18 protein-coding genes and 1 riboswitch are annotated in these 21,676 nt (G+C 51.0%); of the genes, 15 read left to right on the top strand and 3 right to left on the bottom strand.

The features are described 5' to 3' along the window. Positions 1 to 380: 380 nt before the first annotated feature. Positions 381 to 893 (top strand): hypothetical protein, encoded by a 513-nt coding sequence (locus U5L07_14695; protein ID MDZ7832993.1) that lies wholly within the window; start codon positions 381 to 383, stop codon positions 891 to 893. On the opposite strand, the gene U5L07_14690 is transcribed toward U5L07_14695, so the two are convergent. Next, positions 836 to 1,891 (bottom strand): tail fiber domain-containing protein, encoded by a 1,056-nt coding sequence (locus U5L07_14690; GenBank protein MDZ7832992.1) that lies wholly within the window; start codon positions 1,889 to 1,891, stop codon positions 836 to 838. The genes U5L07_14695 and U5L07_14690 overlap by 58 nt on opposite strands. Before the next feature lie 143 nt (positions 1,892 to 2,034). After that, positions 2,035 to 2,139: riboswitch (cyclic di-GMP riboswitch) on the bottom strand. Between the two features lie 469 nt (positions 2,140 to 2,608). Here U5L07_14690 and U5L07_14685 point away from each other — a divergent pair. Both U5L07_14685 and U5L07_14680 read left to right on the top strand, forming a co-directional pair. Then, entirely contained in the window at positions 2,609 to 2,893 is a 285-nt protein-coding gene (locus tag U5L07_14685; protein ID MDZ7832991.1) for a toxin, read from the top strand. Then, positions 2,890 to 3,162 (top strand): antitoxin, encoded by a 273-nt coding sequence (locus tag U5L07_14680; GenBank protein MDZ7832990.1) that lies wholly within the window; start codon positions 2,890 to 2,892, stop codon positions 3,160 to 3,162. Before U5L07_14685 ends, U5L07_14680 begins: the two co-directional genes overlap by 4 nt. Before the next feature lie 446 nt (positions 3,163 to 3,608). Here the strand turns inward: U5L07_14680 and U5L07_14675 are convergent, their stop codons facing one another. Further along, on the bottom strand, positions 3,609 to 7,367 hold the full coding sequence (locus U5L07_14675; GenBank protein ID MDZ7832989.1) for a hypothetical protein: 3,759 nt from the start codon (positions 7,365 to 7,367) through the stop codon (positions 3,609 to 3,611). A gap of 1,178 nt (positions 7,368 to 8,545) precedes the next feature. Here U5L07_14675 and U5L07_14670 point away from each other — a divergent pair. The 12 genes from U5L07_14670 (at position 8,546) to U5L07_14615 (ending at position 20,456) form a co-directional block, all read left to right on the top strand. After that, complete coding sequence (locus U5L07_14670; GenBank protein ID MDZ7832988.1) at positions 8,546 to 8,902, top strand: type II toxin-antitoxin system RelE/ParE family toxin; 357 nt, start codon at positions 8,546 to 8,548, stop codon at positions 8,900 to 8,902. A gap of 359 nt (positions 8,903 to 9,261) precedes the next feature. Then, positions 9,262 to 10,782 (top strand): IS21 family transposase, encoded by a 1,521-nt coding sequence (gene istA, locus U5L07_14665; GenBank protein MDZ7832987.1) that lies wholly within the window; start codon positions 9,262 to 9,264, stop codon positions 10,780 to 10,782. A 229-nt stretch (positions 10,783 to 11,011) separates the two neighbouring features. Next, positions 11,012 to 11,749 carry an IS21-like element helper ATPase IstB gene (gene istB / locus U5L07_14660; GenBank protein MDZ7832986.1) on the top strand — a complete coding sequence of 246 codons (738 nt, stop codon included), beginning with the start codon at positions 11,012 to 11,014 and terminating at the stop codon, positions 11,747 to 11,749. A gap of 12 nt (positions 11,750 to 11,761) precedes the next feature. Next, positions 11,762 to 11,923 (top strand): hypothetical protein, encoded by a 162-nt coding sequence (locus tag U5L07_14655; GenBank protein MDZ7832985.1) that lies wholly within the window; start codon positions 11,762 to 11,764, stop codon positions 11,921 to 11,923. After that, positions 11,886 to 12,119, top strand: coding sequence for a helix-turn-helix domain-containing protein (locus tag U5L07_14650; protein MDZ7832984.1), 234 nt, complete (start codon positions 11,886 to 11,888; stop codon positions 12,117 to 12,119). Before U5L07_14655 ends, U5L07_14650 begins: the two co-directional genes overlap by 38 nt. A gap of 444 nt (positions 12,120 to 12,563) precedes the next feature. Continuing rightward, positions 12,564 to 12,767 carry an AlpA family phage regulatory protein gene (locus U5L07_14645; protein ID MDZ7832983.1) on the top strand — a complete coding sequence of 68 codons (204 nt, stop codon included), beginning with the start codon at positions 12,564 to 12,566 and terminating at the stop codon, positions 12,765 to 12,767. 511 nt (positions 12,768 to 13,278) lie between these two features. Beyond that, a complete protein-coding gene (locus tag U5L07_14640; protein ID MDZ7832982.1) occupies positions 13,279 to 13,818 on the top strand; it encodes a hypothetical protein in 540 nt (179 codons plus the stop codon). Between the two features lie 713 nt (positions 13,819 to 14,531). Continuing rightward, entirely contained in the window at positions 14,532 to 15,713 is a 1,182-nt protein-coding gene (locus U5L07_14635; protein MDZ7832981.1) for a hypothetical protein, read from the top strand. Further along, complete coding sequence (locus U5L07_14630) at positions 15,704 to 16,519, top strand: hypothetical protein (protein MDZ7832980.1); 816 nt, start codon at positions 15,704 to 15,706, stop codon at positions 16,517 to 16,519. Before U5L07_14635 ends, U5L07_14630 begins: the two co-directional genes overlap by 10 nt. A 166-nt stretch (positions 16,520 to 16,685) precedes the next feature. Next, positions 16,686 to 17,855 (top strand): hypothetical protein, encoded by a 1,170-nt coding sequence (locus U5L07_14625; protein ID MDZ7832979.1) that lies wholly within the window; start codon positions 16,686 to 16,688, stop codon positions 17,853 to 17,855. A 170-nt stretch (positions 17,856 to 18,025) separates the two neighbouring features. Further along, on the top strand, positions 18,026 to 18,256 hold the full coding sequence (locus U5L07_14620; GenBank protein ID MDZ7832978.1) for a hypothetical protein: 231 nt from the start codon (positions 18,026 to 18,028) through the stop codon (positions 18,254 to 18,256). Between the two features lie 34 nt (positions 18,257 to 18,290). Then, positions 18,291 to 20,456, top strand: a complete 2,166-nt coding sequence (locus tag U5L07_14615; GenBank protein MDZ7832977.1) for a hypothetical protein — start codon at positions 18,291 to 18,293, stop codon at positions 20,454 to 20,456. A 181-nt stretch (positions 20,457 to 20,637) separates the two neighbouring features. Here U5L07_14615 and U5L07_14610 read toward each other — a convergent pair whose 3' ends face one another. Beyond that, on the bottom strand, positions 20,638 to 20,766 hold the full coding sequence (locus U5L07_14610; GenBank protein MDZ7832976.1) for a hypothetical protein: 129 nt from the start codon (positions 20,764 to 20,766) through the stop codon (positions 20,638 to 20,640). Positions 20,767 to 21,676 lie beyond the last annotated feature (910 nt).

The following is a 21,676-nucleotide window of genomic DNA, read 5'->3' as shown; positions in this document are numbered from 1 at the left end:
TTAATCGTCAGAGCCGGAACCCCAGCAATTGTCAATCCTATAAAACCAGAATAACACACCCCACCGACCAGCCAGCCCCATCCATAAAAAAAGAAAAGTCCCGGCAATCAGGGCCAAAGTTGACAAGCCGGGGCCTTTCCATAGGAAAAGCATTTTCTTATCTGAAAAAAACACCACATATTGTATGCCGCATTTTAACAGGATAGCTGCTGGAGCCTTTTTACAATGTTGATTTATGAGGCTGGCTCCGCTGATGAATGTATTGGCAAGTTGTCCGGAATCGTAATATTAAAAAAGTCTGGACTTGGCAGGGCGTTATGATACAAATAAAGACATATACCCAATCTTTGAAAGCCAACCCCATAACCAGGAGGCAAGATATGAAAAAGCTCGTTTTATCAATTACGCTCCTGTTTTTCTTTCTCTATGCGCTCCCTGTATCGGCAAGCGGCATCATCATCGGCTCCGGCGGAACAATTAAGCTAAACGGCCAGACAATTAAAATGAACTGCACCGACCTCACGGTTGAAGACGGCGGGAACCTCAACCTGGGGCAAGGCCTGATTGATTATTGCCGCCATTTTACGCTTGAAAAAGGTGCCGCATTCATTGACGGATCAGGTGAGATGACCTTGTGCGGCACATGGGAAAACAACAGTGCCTTTCAAAAAAGCAGCACCAGCACAATATCCTTTGTTCAGGGATGCGATGTCCAGCATTATGTCAGGGGCGCCGGTGACACAGATGGCGATGGCGTCTCGGATATGCAGGAAGGATTTCACGATGCCAACAGTGATGGCGTGCCGGATTTTCTGGACAGCACCCTTACGGCTGTCTATTGGGCGCCGCCTTCTGCCATACAGATGCTGCTGTTGCTGGACAATGATGAATAATCCCTGTTTTTTAAAATCGCTTCAAGCATTGCCTGTTGTTTTTTCATTTGCGCTTTGAGCGCCTTGTTCTCATCCTTGAGCTGCTCGATAGCTGCATTATTCTGACTTTTGAATTCATTATTCTCATTCTTGAGTTCCTTGACGGCCTCAACCAGCACCGCTGTCAGCTTAGCATAGGATAACGACTTATAGCCGTCTGCTCCGGTTTTTACCAGTTCAGGAACCACTTTTTCCACCTCCTGGGCGATCAGCCCGATTTGCCTTTTATTGGAAAAGCCCATACCGGAATACTCCTCTGTTTTCCAATCAAATGACACCCCTGCAAGCATTGAGACTTTATTAAGACAAGATTCAAGGGGCTGTATATCCTTTTTCATGCGCACATCTGATATTATCGAAAGGGATTCTGCCATTTCCAGGGTGCCGTGGATTTTGACCAGGTCATTGTCGAATTCACCGTAAATCAGAGGGGTAGCAGTTCCCATATTGTCGATATACAGCTTGTTTGAGCCGGTTTCGTTGTAACCTGCCCTGTAGCCAATAAAAACATTGGAAGCGCCTTCAGTGTTTTTGTAGCCGGCATAATTCCCGAGAAAGGTGTTGCGGGTGCCGGTGGTGTTGGCGTAGCCGGCATTGTACCCGAGAAAGGTGTTGTAGTAGCCGGTGGTGTTGGAGTAGCCGGCATAGTTCCCGAGAAAGGTGTTGTGGTAGCCTGCGGTGTTGGAACCGCCGGCGAAGTACCCGAGAAAGATGTTGTAGTAGCCGCTGGTGTTGTAGGAGCCGGCGGCGTACCCGAGAAAGGTGTTGGCGTAGCCAGTGGTGTTGGCGTAGCCGGCTCTAAAACCTATAAACGTGGCGGCCTGACTCGAATCTAAATTTGTTCCTGCGCCATCGCCGAAAAGTGTGTTGCTCGGCCCTTCTTCCCACCCTAAAACCTGGCCGGTAAACGAAACGCATATCCCCATCCATAGAATTAATATCACTGCTGTCTTTCTCATCGGATTTCCCTCCCTGTCTTTTGGTGTATCCCTATAGTTTCTTTTACCATTTTCCGCATTATGGCCTTGTTCAATAACCGTTTGCAGGGCCTGAAATCAATTTGAGCAAGCCCCCTGCAACAAAAAAAGCCGGACCACTAGATTTTGGCAGCCCGGCTGTCTTTGAACAGAATCGAGGGAAAAAACCAGTACCGAAAAGACCCGTGACTTTCCGTCCCAATCTCACCATTGGTTTGGCTTTATCATATTTTTACAATGCCGTGGCCAAAACTCAAAGTCAAATAATTTCCCGGAATTTCTATAAAATAGTGCGGGCTTCAAAAGTGCAGCTCGGCTATCTTTACTCACCATTTGTTCCGGTTGATATGGTGAAAACAGTCAAACAGAAAAGGCAGTAATGCCGGCCTTTGGTCCGCCGCAGGTCGACCACAGGTCCTTTGGCGACTTGTTCCGGATTTGCAATAATGAGCTAGAAAATCTCAAATTTATCGATGCCTTGCAAAGAATCATCCAGATGGCCGGGGCCATGATACAAAAAACCCGGCCGATGTCGAAAAAGGTAGTCCAGGGTATTAATGATAATCAGACTCATTTTGGTGGTTATCTTGCATATTTGCTTGAACATGGCGCTTCAGCGGACGCAAAAAAGCCGTTCCGCTTAGCTGTTGAAAAGACATTCTCCTTGACATGTACATGTATTGGATGTACAATCTGTCAATGAAATTCGAATGGAATTCTGACAAAAATGAATGGTTGAAAAAAAATCGCGACATCTCATTTGAGCAAATAATTTTTCATTTGGGGCAAGGGGATATTTGGGGAACATCAGATCATCCAAATCAAGATAAATATCCTGGCCAAAAGCTATATTTTGTTATCATTGACAACTATATTTATATTGTTCCCCATGTTCTCCAAAATAACTACATATTTCTCAAAACAATCATCCCAAGCAGAAAGGCAACCAATGAATATTTGGGAGAAAAGGAAGGGCTATCATGAATTACGATAAAGAAGAAAATGATATATTGGAAGCCTATGACTCTGGTCAAATCAAATTATCAAAGCCTTCCAAAAAAGAAATTGAGGCTGTAAAGACTGCTGCTGAAAGCACCTTTAAAAAAGACAAGCGTGTAACTATTCGCTTGTATGATCACGACTATAAAGGCATCCAAAAAAAAGCACTTCAAATGGGTGTACCATACCAAACGCTTATTTCCGGCATTATTCATCGTTATATTGAAGGAGATTTAAAGTCAAAAAACAGCTAACGACCGCCTCATCTCGGACTGGCAATTCCGCTGCGCTCCAGTGTGCCAGCCGGTTATGCGGAACGATATCCAGGACCGGATATTTCACCCGGATTCCTGCGGATATTGCCCCGGCAAGTCTGCGCATCAGGTTTTATCCAAAGCCAGGAAACGCTGCCGGCCGCGGCCGTGGGTGGTTGGATATGGATCTCAAGGCTTTCTTTGATACCATGGAACATGATTTGCTCATGAGGGTGCCGCCGACTATCCGTTGCCAATGCATGCAAGGCGCTGTTTGCAAATGGAGCAATCCCGAAACAAATCCTTGATTTTCCGGCCCATGACCAAAGTTCAGCGCAAAGACGGGGGTGTATAACGCTTTGCAAAAGCCCCGGCACGAACCAGGTGACCGTCTGTGCCGGTCGAAAGCAAACTGGTCCGTGCCTTTGTGGCGAAGTTGCGAACGCTTAGTCCAGCAGCAGCAGCAAGCCTGGAAGGGCATTGATTTTTCGGAAATGGGCGGCCACGCTGCGATCGGCGGTGACGTAAAATTCATAGATGGCACCGGCGCCTTCTATTTTCTGTCCGTTTTCCGTCCAGTGGCTGAAGGCGTAGCCCGGTTCTGGACGGGCGCTAAGGGTTGCCCGGGCGTTGTGAACATAAGTGGATGACCCTTCCACAGTGCCGTTCGCATCGGCCGTAGTGGCCGAAACCTGGTATTCGGTGCTGTTTTCGGTGTATTCCACTGTATAGGCGTTGAGCGCCTCTGCATGGACAAGATAGCTCTCATCGCCTCTGGTGTTCCAACCTGGCACTCTACTGAAGATGACATTGTATTCTCCATGCGGCAGCTCGGAGAGGGTATGTCCGGAAGTATACCACGTATCTTCTCCTTCCAGCCGCCATTGGCCCTCGGCCGGATTTATGTTGAGCTGCAGATCGCCGGTTTTGAGCGCAAATGTCGCCTCCACCGTGCAGTCTGCGCTGACCGGGCCGGTGGTGTAGGTGGTGCCGTTAAGCGTTCCGCCGCAGCCGGTCACCGAGTCAATGCTGTAGCCGTCATCCGGGGTGACAGTGTAGCTCGTGGTGCTGCCTTCGCCCACGGTCTGCGGGGTGTCCGGGTCGATGCTGCCGCCGGCTCCGGCCAAAGGGGTGACAGTGTAGGCCCAGGCGAAGCTGGCGGTGACGCTGAGATCGGCTGCCACGCCGGTCTCGGTCCGGCTGGCCGTGGCGACACCGTCGCTCCAGCCGGTGAAGGCGTAGTCGGCATTGGGCACGGCGGTCACCTCGGTGCCGTCCCCGCCGGCGAGGACGGTCTGGTCCAGGGCGCCGGTGACGGTGCCGTTTTCGCCGGCGGCATAGCTCAGCGCATACTCGGGCCGGATGAGCGCCACGCGCTCCGCCGGTTGCCCACCGGCGGTGTCGAAGGTACCCCCGGCGTGGATCACGCCGTTGGCGTCCCGCGCCAGGGCGTAGACCTTGTCATTGACGCCGTCGCCGAGGGGTGACCAGGTGGTGCCGTCCCAGTGGGCGATGCGGTTGGCTGGCTCGCCGCCGGCGGTGGTGAATTCTCCCCCGGCGTAGACCCCGCCATTGCCGTCCGGCGCCAGGGCTTCGACCTCTCCAGTATTTACGTCGTCGGTCCCGCTGCCCAGGGCGGACCAGGCGCTGCCGTTCCAGTGGGCGACGTCGATTGCGGACACGCTGCCGGCGGTGTTGAATTTACCCCCGGCGTAGAGCCCGCCATTGCCGTCTAGCGCCAGGGCTTTGACGTACGCATCTGTACTGTTTGTGTCTTGTACGCCGTTGCCCTGGTCGTCGCCGAGCGCCGACCAGGTGGCGGTATTCGGGTCCCAGTGGGCGATGCGGTTGGCGGACGCGCCGCCGGCGGCGGTGAAGTCTCCCCCGGCGTAGACCCCGCCGTTGCCGTCCGCCAGCAGGGCCTCGACGTCATCATCCAAGCCGCTTCCGAGGGGCGACCAGGTGGCGGTATCCGGGTCCCAGTGGGCGATGTAGCTGGCGGACGCGCCGCCGGCGGCGGTGAACCACCCCCCGGCATAGAGCCCGCCGTTGCCGTCCGATGCCAGAGCCCGGACCATGCCATTGACGCCGCTGCCGAGCGCTGACCAGGTGGCGGTATTCGGGTCCCAGTGGGCGATGTTGTGGGCAGTCTCGCCGTCGGCAGTATCGAAGTACCCCCCGGCGTAGACCCCGCCATTGCCGTCCACCAGCAGGGCGTGGACGGGGCCTCTGGAGCTGTCTATCAGCACGCCCTCGCCGAGCGCTGACCAGGCACTGCCGTCCCGGTGGGCGATGTGGTTGGCGGGCGCGCCGCCGGCGGTGGTGAACCACCCCCCGGCGTAGATCCCGCCGTTGCCGTCCGGCGCCAGGTCGAAGACGGAGCTGCCCACGCCGCCGCCGAAGATTGACCAGGCGCTGCCGTCCCAGTGGGCGATGGCGTTGGCGGGCGCGCCGCCGGCGGTATCGAAGTACCCCCCGGCGTAGACCCCGCCGCTGCCGTCCGCCAGCAGGGCCTCGACTGTGTCATTGACGCCGTCGCCGAGCACCGACCAGGTGGCGGTATCCGGGTCCCAGTGGGCGATATAGTTGGTGCCGTAGCGCCCCCCGGCGTAGAGTCCGCCGCTGCCGTCCGGGGCCAGGGCATAGACGCGCCAGTCCACGCCGTCGCCGAGCGCCGACCAGGTGCTGCCGTCCCAGTGGGCGATGTAGTCGGCGGGCGCGCCGTTGGCGATGCTGAAGGTGCCCCCGACGTAGACCCCGCCGCTGCCGTCCGCCAGCAGGGCTCTAACATGCTGGGAGCCATGATCCCATTCGTCGCCGAGCGGTGACCAGGTGGTGCCGTCCCAGTGGGCGATGTAGCTGGCGGGCGCGCCGTAGGTGGTGGTGAAGGTGCCCCCGGCATAGACCCCGCCGCTGCCGTCCAATGCCAGGGCGTTGACATCTGGAAACGTGCCTGTGCCGGTGCCGTCGCCGAGCGCCGACCAGGTGCTGCCGTCCCAGTGGGCAATGTTGTTGGCGGACACGCCGCCGGCGGTGTCGAACCGCCCCCCGGCGTAGAGCCCGCCGTTGCCGTCCGCCAGCAGGGCAGAGATTCCGCCGCCGCCCACGCCGTCGCCGAGCGCTGACCAGGTGGCGGTATTCGGGTCCCAGTGGGCGATGGAGTTCACCGTCTCGCCGCCGGCGGTGTCGAAGCTCCCCCCGGCATAGACCCCGCCGTTGCCGTCCGCCAGCAGGGCCAGGACGTTGCGATCCAGGCCCCCGCCGAGCGCTGACCAGTCGTTGCCGTCCCAGTGGGCGATGCGCGTGAACCCGGGCTTACCGTTGGCTTCTTCGAAGCCCCCCCCAACATAGACTCCGCCATTGCCGTCCGGCGCCAGGGCGAAGACAACAGCATCCACCCCGCCGCCGTGCGGGAAACCGCGCCAGTTCTCGTTGCTGAAGGTGGGATCGATGCGGATCGGCCAGGCTGCGCCGGCATCCGCCACCGTGATGGCGAGGCCGCCGCTGTCGGTTACGACCATGCTCGCCGGCAGTGCGCGACCATGGGCATCTGACACCTCGAGGCGTTGGTAGGCCAGCGTGCGGCCACTGCCTTCGATTTTCAGCCGCGCCCCGGCGCCGGCGGGCTCGGCGCGCACGCCTTCCAGCGCCAGCTCCAGCACCAGTTCGCCATCGCCGGCCGGCCGCTGATGGAGCACGAAGTCCTGACGCACGCCGTCCACGCTCACGAAGTACTCCTCTGTCACCCCCGGGCGCAGCCAGCGCACCCGATCCCCGTCAACCTCCACGGCCCCTTCGGATGCGAACGCAACGGTGGCAGCGGTCATTCGCCCGAGCGACGCGGCACGCACGGCAAAGTCCGCGCCCTCGGCGCCGGACTGGAGCCGCAGGCCCCGCGCCGTCACCTCCCCGCGCAGTTGCTGGTAGTCAGTGCGCAGGCTTGCGCCCTCCGGCGTGGCGGTGACCTCCAGCGCATCGCCATGCCCGGAGAGGCCGGCGGCGTGCTCGCCGAGCTCCGACCAGGGGATGGGTTCACCGGCGGTTGCGGCCGTGCCATCGTCGTCGGCAAACTCCCCTCCAGCCGCCAGGGCCATGCCCGGAAGCAGGGTGAGTAGTAAAAAAATCAGGGCGGTTATACCCGCCAGTGAGCCCCACCGGCGATGCGAGCCCGGCCACCGTGCATTGCTATCGTGTCTCGTTTTCATGCTGCTCCCCTTTTTATCGTTTCCGCCTTTCTACTGTTCCACTGGGAAAAACCGGCACTTACCCGTTTATGAATTTGCCCGGGGTGTTTTGCCTTTGGAAGTATTCCCCCCGGGCCGTGCGCCCGGGACCGAGCCTATAAATAACTTTAAAGGCACTGAAACACGGTAAATTTGTTCTATCTATTTTTCAGGCGGGCACGGTGGCCCGCCCTACGAATGGGGAAAAACCCGATTCATCGTAGTATGGTCGGCCACCGTGCGACCATAAATTCTTGATTCCATTAACCTAATACCTAATACCCAAAACCTAATACCCGTGAAGTTACTTAGAAGGTCAGGATGCGCGATGATGCTTTCCCCCTGCATCATTGCTGAATTGATACACCTATAATTTTATTGCAGCATACAAAAAAAAGAAACCCGTCAAAAGGAAGTTTACAGAAATTGCATTGCAAAATCAAGTAAGAAGCGTTGAAAAAATGGGCAAATTTGTTCTGTCTTTTCTTAGGCAGGCACGGTGGCCTGCCCTACGGCCACATGCGTCGTAGAGTCGGCCACCGTGCCGACTAATTGTCCGTTAACAGGACCGTGGTTATGGGTTTTGCGGTTAGAACAAATTAGCCGTGCGTTGAAAAATGGGGCTGATCTTTAACAGTTGACATCCGATTTTAGCCCTCTGCGACGCATAAGTGCCTGTATTTCTATGAATTGAAATTTTCTGTGCCCCCAAAAGGTAGTGCCAAATAAATAAAAATACTATAACGATAAATCAATATCCTATGTTCGATAATGTGAGTGTTTATAAGAAAGGCTTCCATGTTCGCCAGAGTGAAAAAAAACCGACAAGTATCAATCTCTACAAATTGTTGAAAACAGCAAGGTGAAGACTGTCAAACAGAAAAGACAGTAATGCCGGCCTTTGGTCCGCCGCAGGTTACTATCACATATTGTATGCCCCATTTTTACAGGATAGCTGACGGATTCTTTTTACATTCCTTACTGATAAGCAGGCAATATTGGTCAAGAATGTTATCGTTATTCCCACCACTAAAACTTTCTATAATACTGAATGTTTGGCAACCTCTTCATATTAAAATGCCATAGCCATATTCTGGTGGGAAAAATATTTGGTTGAAAATATATCACTAAGTGCTATATTAAGATTAATGAAAAAACTAATGACAAAACATTTTTCAAGATGGGCAGCCAAACAGAAAATTCCGAAGCAAGAACTTGCCAATGCATTGACAGAGGTTATTGCCGGGAACTTCGAAGCAAATCTTGGCGGTTACCTTTATAAAAAAAGAATCCGTTTTGCGGGTCAAGGCAAAAGCAGTGGCGGACGAACCATTATTTGTTATAAAAAAGGCGATCGGGCAATTTTTATTCATGGTTTTGCTAAAAATGAAAAATCAAATTTATCAAAAAAGGAACTTATTGCTTTCAAAGAATTATCAAAAATTTTGCTGAGGCTAACACCTGAAGAGATAACAATAGCCATAGACAATAAAGACTTAATTGAGGTGAAATCATGAGAAAATCCATCGCAAAATCAATTACAAATACTGTAAAAGACCTACATAAAAGTGGTTTAGTAGATGATATTACAATGAAAAATATCGAAAATCTTTGTGTACCTGCATATTCCGGATGATTTCGGCCACCAATTCCGATTCATCTCGGCCACCAATTCCGGATGATTCCGGCCAGTGATTCCGATTGATTTCGGCCACCGATTCCGACGGAAGTCGGCCGGTGATTCCGATCCATTTCGGCCACCCATCACAAGTAATTTTTTGAGCAAAGCTTCGCTGGTGAACAAAAATTATTAGCGGTAAGTTGTGCCTCTTTTAATCATTCAAAGGAGGTGCAAATGCCAGCGGAGCGAATCACCATGCGAAAAATCAAAGAAGTTTTACGTCTCAAGTTCGAATGCAAACTCAGTAACCGAAAGATTGCCAACAGTACTTCCATCGCCCGTAGCACGGTAGGCGATTATATCCAGCGGGTCAAGGCTGCGGGCCTTGGCTGGCCGCTTCCGGAGGATATGGATGATGCGCAATTAGAAAAGATCCTGTTTGACCAGGTGCCCTGCACGTCCAAGGATCACCGGCCGCCTTTAAATTTCTCCTATGTCCACCAGGAGCTCAAACGCAAGGGCGTGACCCTCATGCTGTTATGGCATGAATATAAAGCCCAAAACCCCCAAGGCTATCAATACAGCCAGTTCTGTCATCTCTATCGCCAATGGCGCGATAAACTGGACCCGGTCATGCGCCAGGACCACCGGGCAGGAGAAAAGCTCTTTGTCGACTACAGCGGCATGACCGTGCCGATTACCGATTCCGGAAGCGGCACCACCTCCGAGGCCCAGATCTTTATCGCCTGTATGGGCGCTTCCAATTACACCTACGCCGAAGCAAGCTTGAGTCAAAACCTGTCGGACTGGATTGATTCCCATGTCCGGGTATTTGAATTTTTAGGCGGTGTGCCGGAGCTGGTCATCCCCGATAATCTCAAAAGCGGTGTGAACAAGGCCTGTCGATATGAGCCGGATCTAAACCCCACGTATCTGGATATGGCCAATCATTATGACACCGCTGTTATCCCGGCCCGGGTCCGGGCACCCAAGGATAAAGCCAAGGCTGAGGTCAGCGTCCAGATTGTGGAACGCTGGATTTTGGCTAGGCTTCGCAACCGGACGTTCTTCAGTGTCACCGAGTTAAACCGGGCGATCGATGAGCTTTTGGTTGAGCTAAACAACAAGTCCTTCCAGAAATTGCCGGGAACCCGAAAAAGCGTGTTTGAGTCCATGGACAAGCCGGCTTTAAAACCGCTGCCCATGGCACGGTATCAGTTTGCCCAATGGAAAAAAGCCCGGGTGCATGTTGATTATCATGTGGAAGTCGACGGCCATTATTACAGTGTGCCTTACCAGCTTATGAAAAAGCAGCTCGACGTCAGGATAACCGCCAATACCGTGGAATGCTTTTATAAGGGCAAAAGGGTGGCCAGTCATGCCTCAAGCGACCGGATGGGCCGGCATACCACGCTCAAGGAACATATGCCCAAAAAGCACCAGCAATATGCGGAATGGACGCCTGAGCGCCTGGTGCGCTGGGCTGGTAAAATCGGCCCCCATACGGCTGAGTTGATCGAAAAAGTGATGGCTGTTCGTATCCATCCTCAGCAGGGCTTTCGCAGCTGTCTGGGCATTCTTCGGCTGGGCAAAAGCTATGGGGAGGAGCGGCTTGAAGCCGCTGCCTGTCGGGCCAATCAAATCGGCGGCAAAAGCTATAAAAGCGTGGAGTCCATCCTGAAGAACGGGCTGGATCGCAAGCCCCTGGCCGAGGAAGAGTCTTCGGGGAAGCCGATTGACCACGCCAACATCAGGGGCGGGAAATATTACGAGTAAAAGGTATGGATCTGATCTTAATTGGGGGCGCTGCCCCCAAACCCCGGGGGTTAACGCATTATGGACCAAAGTATGAGAGATGGGCCGCACGCAGGGTACGGCCCTCATACTTCGGTCACCCTGGCCGGCGCTCGGGTCGCTCCCCAGCGTTGCCCTATCCTCCGGCAAAGGCGGATATCAATATAGCCTATTCATTAAACTTTGAAAAGATAAAAAAGGAAAATATATCATGTTGACCCATCCGATTATGGACAAATTACAGGCAATGAAGTTCTACGGCATGCGAAAGGCATTTGAAGAGCAACTGCAGACGGCTGATATCGAAAAGTTCTCCTTTGAAGAACGCTTGGGTCTGCTTGTGGATCGAGAACATACAGAAAGGCAGGATAGACAGCTAAAGACCCGGCTGAAAAAAGCCAAGCTGCGGCATCAGACCAGTATGGAGGACATAGATTATACCTATCCCCGGGGGCTGGATAAGCAGTTCATATTATCGCTTGCCGCCTGCGAATGGTTAAAAGCCCGTCACAATGTATTTATCACCGGGCCGACCGGGATCGGAAAATCGTATTTGGCCTGCGCACTTGCCCACAAGGCCTGTCTGGAAGGATACAGTGCGTTGTATCTGCGGGTGCCGAAATTGTTCTCCGAGCTGAGTCTGGCCAAAGGCGACGGCCGTTACGGCAAACTTTTGGCCGGCTTTGCCAAAACGCACTTATTAATCCTCGATGACTGGGGCTTATCAAACCTTACCAAGGAGCAGCAGCGGGATTTTCTTGAAATCATAGAGGATCGCTGTGAGATCCACTCAACAGTAATCACCAGCCAGCTGCCGGTATCGCATTGGCACGAGGTCATCGATGATCCGACCCTGGCCGATGCCATCCTCGACCGCCTGGTTCACAATGCATACAAAATCAATCTGAAAGGAGACTCTATGCGGAAGAAAAAAAGAAAGTTGACTTAAAGCGAGTAATTTGTGAAGGAAAAGACAGCGTCGCTTTGCTCCGAAAAAGTGGCCGACATCATCCGGAACGAGTGGCCGGAATCAATCGGAACAGGTGGCCGACTTCGTCCGGAACAGGCGGCCGAAATCGCCCGGAATGAGTGGCCGACTTCGCCGGAATACGCATGTACCTGAAGTACAGGAATATACCCCTGAAAGAATTATTTCCATACGGAAAAAATTCCGGTTAAGCCAAGCGGCGCTTGCCAGTCTTTTTAATATTAGCCCTTCAACCGTTCAAAAATGGGAACAGGGCAGCAAAAAACCAGCGGGTGCATCCAAAAAACTATTGGATATTATGGAAAGAAAAGGAATAAGCGCACTAATATAATCTGATCGCACTTAAGCCAGTACGCTGCATTGAACCTTCAGTTATATTGGCACCTGCGCCGCTCAGCACTCTCAAACAAAATCCTGATTTTTCAGATTTGATTTTTCAGATTTAAGGCCGACCCCCATATATTAAGGTCAGCTCTATATTGAGAATATACACCCTCCTGACTCGAAGATTCCTATATCAGGCGGGATTTGATGCACCCCCCGGTGTCGGACAGGTGTCCAACCCCCCACGCATAAATAACCGCCACCCCCTTAATCCCTGTCACAAGATTCGCCTGGGTGGCGCAGGTGGCACATAGTTCTGACATGGATATAAACCGTTTTTTTCTTGTAACTGGGGGAGATGGGGGTAGGGTGTATAGAGTTATAAAAAGTTATAATTAGCGCCACCTGTGCCACCCAAAAATGAAACCGTTAAACAAAAGGAGCTTTTGCAATGACAGACAGATTATTGAGGGGCAAAGAAGTCCTGGCAATAATTCCCATTTCAAGAAGCTCATGGTATAAAGGAGTTAAGGAGGGTCGTTACCCCCAGCCCATCAAGCTCGGCCCTCGTACCACCTGCTGGCGTGAATCTGATATTAATAAGCTGATTGAAAACGGAACTGAAAGGTTAAAATGGCCAGAGGCAATGAGTTAATTAACATGGGCTGACTTCAATCCGGAAACATGGCGGTAGGGGGCATCCCGGAGGAGGCAGAAAATGAAAAGGGGTGGCCTTATGGTTTGGGTTAGGTACCATGGTTAAGTTCATTCCAACTTTTCGGCCTGCCTTTCAAAACAAATCAACCGTGACCTTTCGAACGTGACCTCATGGAGAAAACTGGCAGAAGCATGTCGGTCAACAATCTCTTTCATCAGTTTCGGTCAATTGGCACCAATCTTAGATGCATCAGAGTGTCGACTGAACAGACCATTCTGAATACATCGATTGAAATTTGCTTTCGATAAAACTTCAGTTGCCAACAAACGGAACCTCTGTTGGTTTACCTGAAGAATTCAGGTATCACTTATGCTATTGTTTTCCGGTGTATTTTGTTTCTTGAATTATAAAAGTGCTTTGGATAAACTGAATTCCTCCAGTAACTAATGGTCAACACTGAGAAACTATAAGTATAACCCCCTCAAAAAAATGATGAAAGGAAAGACTCATGAAGACAAAAAAACTTATCTTTGGCTTACTGTTGTCTGTATTTCTGATGTTCACTGTCGTATCCATTTCAACTGCAGCCCAATATTTGGGAGAGACCACTTGGACTATCTCTATTACTAAAAATGATGAAGGTGATACTTCCGAAAGTGCGACAATGAATGGGTCCATTACCCACATGGGTGGAGCATATTATACAATGCAAGCATACATACCTCTGGCCGACGATGGAGATGTCATATTTGCCGGGGGTGGTGTCTTGATTGGAGATACGCTTTACCTGTCAATGTCGGGAACCCAGAAACATTCGGATGGAAGTGGCAATCGAGATACTGATGTTATCCATATGGAGATTAATAAAGATACGCTAAACGGCACTTTTCATGCGGTAGGCAATGATTTCAATGTTAATTCGCTCGAATACGGCGAGCATTTCTCTGCTGGCACGATTACTTTGACCGGGAGCTTTATTGATATCGATGCGCATGCTACGGCTGCTCTACCAGCAACCAATACACTACTGCTGGAAGATAAGGATTAGCTGAATTGTTTTGGTCGTGTATAGTTATAGTAACTGAAAATTAGCGCTAACTGTGCCACCCATATGATGGTTGTGGCTATTGTTAAGCGGTTTCTGGGGCAGCTACCGTCCCCTCCCTGTGACCTCCAAAAAATGGCTGTGGCCGGCGCCTTGAAGCGGTGCGGGGTTTGCAGGATTTCGCGGGGTTTGAATAACCCCACAAAATATAAAGCGCCTATTAACTTATAGAGAGTGACAGAAACCCCGCCAAACCCCGCAAACATCGCAGGGAACCCTCTCGAGAATATTGCCGTCCGCAATCCCTGGATTCCTGGGAATTATTGTAGCACTTAGTTTGACCGGTGTCCGGGAAAGGTTGGTTGCATTGGGCAAGGCCAGCCGCAGGTTAAATAATTTTTGTAGCTTCGTTCAGGCCCTAATTATTTTCAAGTTGATTTTTCAGTCATTTGATTCTATGATTTTTTGAAAAATCGGTTTCTTGCAACAGGATCGCAGATTCCAGGGGCTTTCTATCTTTCTCTTCTGGCAGTGCAACTGCAATGCTGGCTAACCTGTTTGGAGCCGCACTTTACAGTAAACAAAGAAAAATTAAAAATTATATATATATCAAATTGTTATATCATCGTCAGGTGGTTTGATGATAAACGGGAGGGGTGCCCCGCATGCATGGAAGCTGTGATCAGAAAATTTAGCAAAGTATGGGAGATATGCGCATGATTTTGTTTTTTCGACGTATTCGGGTTCTGGCGGTGTCTGTTCTGATGATGGCTGCTTTTGGATTTATTCAGCCGGTTTGTGGTCAAAATGCGGATCACATGATGTTTTTAAACCCATTGCCTGTTGGCAATACTATCAATGATGCATGGAGCCCTGACGGGGACAATTTTTATTTCGCAGGAGACGGCGGGACCATTATCTTTTTTGATGGCTCGGATTTCACGATAATGCCCACTCCCACTGATCACGCCCTGTATGGGATTCACGGGACATCCATAAATGATATCTGGGCGGTTGGCGGCAATTATTACTCAGAAGTTCAGGCGGCAGGCCGTTCAGTGATCCTGCATTATGATGGCTCTGAATGGACAGCTCAAACCCCGCCCGCAGATACCTGGGACCAGTATTTTGTGTTCAGCGATGTCTGGTGTGACGGCGGCGGGACAATCTGGGCGGTGACTAGATCCACTACCGCAATTGCCCGGACGGTTGGCGGGGCATGGGAATACGTGGATACCGGCGTCTATTCTGATTATGGATTTCATGCCGTCTATGGATTTTCTGCCACGGATTTTTATGCAGCGGGCGAATGCGGGCACATTCTGCATTATGATAATGGCGACTGGAGCCTGGAGCGGGAAGAAGAAGATGGTGGATGCGATTTTAGCTCTAATGATCTTCTCTATGACGTGTGGGGGCCGGATGCCGACAATGTATTTGTTACGGGAAATGCCAGCCAGGTATTGAATAGAAAGTCAGACGGTGCCTGGGAGACAGTTTATAGCGGCAGTATTTTTTATGATGCATCCAAATACAGTATTTCCGGTTCATCCGAAACCAATATGTATTTTGCAGGCGCAGGAGGAGAACTTGATCACTGGAACGGATCGACTTACACGCGTTTGTTTGATTCCGGTTCTGACAATTCCCAGAATATTATCGTAAGCGATGGTATCGGCGGATATTATATCGGCATGGATTATGGAAAAATATCCGGATTTGACGGGGCTGAGCGAACCCCGCTGACAGTTGATATCGCCTCCGGAAAAAACTGGCAATTTGCCCAGCGCGCCCAGCGAATCTGGCTTTGTCCCGGCGAAATGGATACCGGTGATAAAATTTATGCCTGGAACGGTTCAAAGCTCTCTGCAATTGATCCGGGGTGGATATGCAGCTAAGGATCACCTGCTTTAAGGTTTTTGGGGAAAACGATATCTTTTTGGCCGGACATCAACTGGGTGGTCCTCAATATTTTGCCAAACGCTATAACGGCTCTGCCTGGACAAATGTGACATCCGGTGGCAGCCTTGTCGACTTTCTGGATGTGGCTGTGTCCGGTACTGATGTTTATGTCATTTCCGATCGGATATGGGATGACGACATGGAATCTTATCTCGGATATCCCGGCATCATCGGGGGCGACACGTATACGGGTGGGGGCAAAAATTTCAAGGCTGTTGCACTGGCAGATGACGGAAAGGTATATGCAGTCGGAAAGGCAGGCGCCATTGTATCCTATTCAGGCGGCTCTTGGAGTGCTGAAAACTCACACACGACCAAGGATCTCACGTGCGTGGCGGCAGGCGGCGGATGGGTTTGCGCAGCCGGCCGGGACCGGACCGTGGTATGTAAAAATGACGGCAGCACCTGGCAGGCAGTGACCAATCTCTCTGAAAAGGCGGAAAATAAATTTGTCGGGATCGCCTGGTCCGGCGGAGAAACATTTGTGGCCATTCATAATACCGGAAACGATGGCGAGCAATCATATATTGGGGCAGACAAGGGTACTATCTATAAAATAGAGGCCGGGGCAGCTTCCCTGCTGCGCACCGGAATGTCTTCATCTCTGGGCGGTATCGGCTCGGATAGCGAGGGAAAAGTGGCCATCGGCGGGAGCGGGGGCATTGTCTATGGCAATGCGCTGCCCCTTTCAGAGGAAAACAAAGGCATTCATCCCGGCATCTACATGTTGCTGCTGGACTGAAATGTGATTGATTTGTAATGCATTGGAGAGTTTTTATTACAGCACCGACCGGGGAGAAAACTGGCAGGGGGGTGCCGGCCGAACATCGCCTGACAAACCGCTCTATCCTTCCTGGTTAAAGGGCAACCCGATTGTATTTGAACCTCGAGGGGTTTATGAATTTGATATGCAGCAGCAGTCATGGTCCCTTTTGTGGATGCGCACAGCGCCTGACAGATATTCGCTCCTTGATCTGGGAGGCAACCAACTGCTTTTGGGCAGCCAAAGCCGGGGTGTCTGGCGAAGTGCTGACAACGGGGCAACCTGGACTTACTCTTCTGAGGGCATGAGCAGCTACGGATATGTTCGAAGCATCGGCGTTGCTTTGGCTCAACCTGAAACGCTTTATGCTGGTCTTTATGGACACGGAGTATGGCGGACCCTGGATGACGGCAAGACCTGGGAGGAAATCAATCAGGGATTTGACGTGGATGAGAACCGCGGTATTTCGATTCGAACACTGGCAGTCGATCCTTTTGATTCCAATCACCTGATTGCAGGGACCGAAACCACGGGCGGAGAAGCGTCGTTTCTGTATTATACGGTCAACAGCGGACAAAACTGGACAAAAATCGACCAAGGCCCCGAGGCCACGGTTGACAGCATTTTGTTTGTTTCTGGAGCGCCCGGTATAATCCTGGCGGGCACACTAGGGGATGCCATATGGCGAAGTTCAGACAACGGCCTTTCATTTAGCCGGGTGGCGGATCCGGATACGTTCCGTAATATTAAGGCCTTTGGACAGGAAAAAGGGGGAAGAATTTTTGCAGGGCTGATCGCCGGATTTGAGCGCATAAACGGCTATGCTTACAGTGATGATTACGGCGCGACCTGGAATCCTGTGGAGGGTGAACCCGGTGCGGCCTCCGCCCTTGCCGCAGACCCCCACAAAGCTGGACATATTATGTTCGGCAGCGGCAGTGCCTGGATGGACAGCGGCGCAGGAGTGTTTTTTTCTAATAATGATGGATCTTCATGGGATCCTGTGAACGAGGGCATCCCCTATGGCTCCATTTATTCACCGACCTATGACGCTGTTGATCGAATCATTGCCCATCCGCAAACCTCTGGCACTTATTATCTGCTGATGGATTCTGTGGGTGTTTTCAAAACGTTTAATGACGGCGCATCATGGCAGCAGGCGGGCGCCTGGGAGGGAAACGCCAGAGGCAGTGCGCTTGAATTTTCCCCACGAAAAGGCGGAACCTTGTTTCTGGGTACCAGTTCTTCCGGCGTCTTTTTTATGAATGAATCCGCTCTTCTTCCGGGGGTACTGATGCTTCTGCTGGATGAATAAACAAGCCTCGGACCGCCTCGGGTGACGTGACACTTCACCTCCAGTTCCGTCTGGAATCCGTATCCGAGGAGTACTTCTCGCATTTCACGGACGAGGAAAAACCAATCCGTATAAGCGGTCCGGGTATTCCAAACGAAAATATGGACCGGCCTGTATCAGGGGCCGGTTCTATGGAAGGCGGAGAAGAGTATTGGGTGGAGTTTGCCGCAACCATCAATATGTCTGGCTGGTTCCTTTTGAAAGATATGCTCAGAATTCACTTTAAATGCAATTGGGCTCAATCTTTTCTCAATTTACAAACCAATAAGATTTTGTTGATGTTGTCTTTGTCCCCTGGCTTTAAATGTTTCCAACAATATTTTTCCAAAGTTCGCAAGCCATTTAATCCTATTCTTATTTAGCGGCATTTTTCTTTTTTATGGAGGAGGGAGGGTTATGAAATTGAAGCGGTTAAAAGTGTCGGTTTTTTTATCGGTTCTGTTAGCTGGGTTTCTATCTATGTCCAATTTTGCGTTTGCTGGTTGGGAATGGCAAAATCCGCTGCCTCAAGGTAATCGTCTTAATGATGTATGGGGCACCTCAGCGAATAATGTTTTCGCTGCTGGTTGTTGTGGTACAATCCTCCATTATGACGGCAGCAGCTGGAGTGCAATGGATACTGGGGCCACCCATTATCTCAGGGCCGTCTGGGGCAGTTCGGCCGATAATGTCTTTGCGGTTGGTAATAAAGGCACGATTTGGAATAAAAATCGCACGATCTTGCATTATGACGGCAGTAGTTGGAGTGAAATGGTAAGTGAAAGTTCAGGCATCTCTTATTTTGGCGTCTGGGGAAGTGCTGCCAATGATGTGTTTGCGGTTGGTGACAATGGTGCGATCAAGCATTTCGATGGCAGCAATTGGATGGAAATGGTTAGCGGAACTTCAGCTGATCTTTACGGCGTTTGGGGCAGCTCGGGTAGTGACGTATTTGCTGTCGGTGAAGGCGGCACAATCCTCCATTATGACGGCAGCAATTGGAGCGAAATGAGTAGCGGCACAACAGTTTGGCTCTCCGAAGTCTGGGGCAGTTCGGGCAATGATGTCTTTGCTGTTGGTCGTGAAAGCACAATACTCCATTATGATGGCAGCAACTGGAGTGAAATGACAAATGATGGGAATGATAGCTTTTCTCTGAATGATGTGTGGGGAACCTCTGGCAGTGATGTTTTTGCGGTTGCCAGCTATGGATGGCTATATCACTATGACGGTAATAGCTGGAGCTCTTCAGATACTGCGGCTTCAGGTGAACTTTTTGGGATCTGGGGAAGCTCGGGCAGTAATGTCTTTGCTGTTGGTGCGTGCGGCACCATCCTGAATTATGATGGAAGTAACTGGAGTCAAATGAACAATGGAGCGACAGTATACTTTAATGACGTCGGGGGCAGTTCCGAAGCGGATGTCTTTGCTGTCGGCAGGCGTGGCAATATCCAACATTATGATGGTAATAACTGTAGTTTTATGAATAGTGGAACCACAGAAACGCTAAACGGCGTTTGGTGCATTTCAGGAAATGATATTTATGCCGTTGGTGCCGATGGTACAATTCTGCATTATGACGGCAGCAGCTGGAGCCCCATGATTAGTGGTACAACGGAACGGCTTCAAAGCGTCTGGGGCATCTCTGCCAATAATGTCTTTGCTGTTGGCGACAATGGCACGATCCTGCATTACGATGGCAGCAACTGGAGTGCCATGAGCAGTGGAACGACCAATTACCTTTATGGAGTGTGGGGAAGCTCCAGTACTGACGTATTTGCTGTTGGTGAAGGAGGCACAATCATTCATTATGACGGCAGCAATTGGAGTGCCATGATTAGTGGAATCACAAATTATCTTGTGGGCGTTTGGGGCACCTCTGGCAGTGATGTCTTTGTAGTGAGTAACACTTCTAGGATACTGCACTATGATGGCAGCAGCTGGAATTCCATGTATCATCCTTATCAGGTGTCACTTAGAGATATTTGGGGGAGTTCAGGATCTGACGTATACGCTGTCGGCATTTGTACGATTCTACATTATGATGGCAGTTCGTGGACTGAGAAACCTGACAGAACGGCTTATTTAGAAGGTGTCTGGGGTAGCTCGGACAGCGATGTGTTTGCTGTTGGTGCTTGCGGAACAATACTGCATTATACCCCAGAAGATACCGACGGCGACGGCCTCCCTGATACACTCGAAAATATCTATTGCACAGATGTAGATGATGCGGATTCTGATGAGGACGGAATAAGCGATGGAGATGAAGATAAAAATCATAATGGCATTGTAGATCCTGGCGAAACCGATCCATGTAATGCCGACACAGACGGCGACGGCATTCAGGATGGAACCGAACTTGGCTATACATTAGATGATATAGGTGCAGATACCGATACCAATATTTTTCAACCCGACCTCGATCCCCCAACCACAACAGATCCATTAAATCCGGACACAGACGGCGACGGTCTCACCGATGGGGAGGAAGATACCAATTATAACGGTCGTGTTGATGAAGGCGAAACAGATCCAAATCCCAGAAGAGCCATGCCCTGGATTCCGCTGCTTCTGTCGGATTGAGGTGTGCTGAAATTTAATTCAAGAAGGCAGAGCCTTCACGGTTCTGCCTTTTCTCATCAAAAGTGAACATACGGCTATTCAATATTCATAAGCTTTGTGATTGTCTTTCCTATAAAAAAATAAACACGTTTAAGGAGCTGCAATCATGAAACTATCACCACTCCAACAGCAAACCCTGCGCCTAGCGCTGGCGAACAGGGGCCAGCTTTCCAATCGCCAGGCGCTCCATGAAATATACGGCTTCCCGACATCCGACCGCCTCCTCCCGGGCGTCTTCTGCCTTGCGGAGATCGGCATCAAGCGCTACCACGCCGCCACCGCGGCTGTGGTCAAATCGTTTAATCGGCTGGCCGAGCGTGGTCTGGCCGACCGGGTGTATAATTACGGAATCTGGGTATGCACTTGTCTAAGGCACCCACTATATGAAGTGTAAGGGCATGGAAAATTACCCGCGGACGAGTGGTTTTGTCTGCCCTGTATATAACTGGATATGTCGCTAATTCCGGCGGGAAGGTGTGCAACGAAAGCTATTCTGTAATCACAATATGTAGTGTTTACCTTAGTCACGTGCATATGCAGTTACGGAATACATCTCACAAAATAAGGGATCCAACGAGCAACCCGATTAAAACAGTAGCAGGGAATTGACTCAGAAAAAAGCAGTGCGAAGTTTTTGTGTTCAATGTGCGGGTTCAGCAGATCAGGTCCGCGACTGTGGCGGCCACAAAATGCTGGGCGATCAGGGGAATCCCGAAACGGGCCAGTGCTGGTTTTAAGACTGCCGGGAAGGGGGGGCGGCCTTCGGGCAAAATTATTCGTGAACAATGCCTCGAATGTGTGGGCGGCAACAGGAAGGAGGTAAGGGGCTGTCTGAGCTATACATTCCCACTTCATGATTTCTGGATGGGTACCAACCCGAATAGAATCCAGAAAAAGGATAAAATTCCCGTCGAGGAGACAGTTTGAGAAGGGGTTTTTGTTTCAAATTTGGACGGAAGCGACTTCAGGCGAAGGCCCTGCCTTTTTTATTTTCAGGGTTTGTGAGAAAAACAAACTTTAAAATCATCTCTACCCAGCACTCAGCCCCTGAAGCTAATGAAATTAAGATCTATCATCATATCTTTCTGTTTCAGCTTTATTTTTTAATTTACAGGCACCGCATTACATTTTATAGAAGAAAAAACTCAGTCGTGATTGTAGACGGGAAGTCAATAACACAT

It is taken from the genome of Desulfobacterales bacterium, assembly GCA_034520365.1.
Taxonomy (GTDB): domain Bacteria; phylum Desulfobacterota; class Desulfobacteria; order Desulfobacterales; family Desulfosalsimonadaceae; genus M55B175.
Note: the sequence above shows the minus strand (reverse complement) of the source record. Positions and strands in the feature narration are given on the sequence as shown.

Bases quoted from the DNA above. Each gene is read 5' to 3' on its own strand.
- istA (MDZ7832987.1), top strand. From the start codon at position 9,262: ATGCGAAAAATCAAAGAAGTTTTACGTCTCAAGTTCGAATGCAAACTC.
- U5L07_14620 (MDZ7832978.1), top strand. From the start codon at position 18,026: ATGGAAGGCGGAGAAGAGTATTGGGTGGAGTTTGCCGCAACCATCAAT.
- U5L07_14645 (MDZ7832983.1), top strand. From the start codon at position 12,564: ATGACAGACAGATTATTGAGGGGCAAAGAAGTCCTGGCAATAATTCCC.
- U5L07_14690 (MDZ7832992.1), bottom strand. From the start codon at position 1,891: ATGAGAAAGACAGCAGTGATATTAATTCTATGGATGGGGATATGCGTT.
- U5L07_14670 (MDZ7832988.1), top strand. From the start codon at position 8,546: ATGACAAAACATTTTTCAAGATGGGCAGCCAAACAGAAAATTCCGAAG.
- U5L07_14675 (MDZ7832989.1), bottom strand. From the start codon at position 7,367: ATGAAAACGAGACACGATAGCAATGCACGGTGGCCGGGCTCGCATCGC.
- U5L07_14615 (MDZ7832977.1), top strand. From the start codon at position 18,291: ATGAAATTGAAGCGGTTAAAAGTGTCGGTTTTTTTATCGGTTCTGTTA.
- U5L07_14685 (MDZ7832991.1), top strand. From the start codon at position 2,609: ATGAAATTCGAATGGAATTCTGACAAAAATGAATGGTTGAAAAAAAAT.
- U5L07_14650 (MDZ7832984.1), top strand. From the start codon at position 11,886: ATGAGTGGCCGACTTCGCCGGAATACGCATGTACCTGAAGTACAGGAA.
- U5L07_14680 (MDZ7832990.1), top strand. From the start codon at position 2,890: ATGAATTACGATAAAGAAGAAAATGATATATTGGAAGCCTATGACTCT.
- istB (MDZ7832986.1), top strand. From the start codon at position 11,012: ATGTTGACCCATCCGATTATGGACAAATTACAGGCAATGAAGTTCTAC.
- U5L07_14695 (MDZ7832993.1), top strand. From the start codon at position 381: ATGAAAAAGCTCGTTTTATCAATTACGCTCCTGTTTTTCTTTCTCTAT.
- U5L07_14625 (MDZ7832979.1), top strand. From the start codon at position 16,686: ATGCAGCAGCAGTCATGGTCCCTTTTGTGGATGCGCACAGCGCCTGAC.
- U5L07_14640 (MDZ7832982.1), top strand. From the start codon at position 13,279: ATGAAGACAAAAAAACTTATCTTTGGCTTACTGTTGTCTGTATTTCTG.
- U5L07_14630 (MDZ7832980.1), top strand. From the start codon at position 15,704: ATGCAGCTAAGGATCACCTGCTTTAAGGTTTTTGGGGAAAACGATATC.
- U5L07_14635 (MDZ7832981.1), top strand. From the start codon at position 14,532: ATGATTTTGTTTTTTCGACGTATTCGGGTTCTGGCGGTGTCTGTTCTG.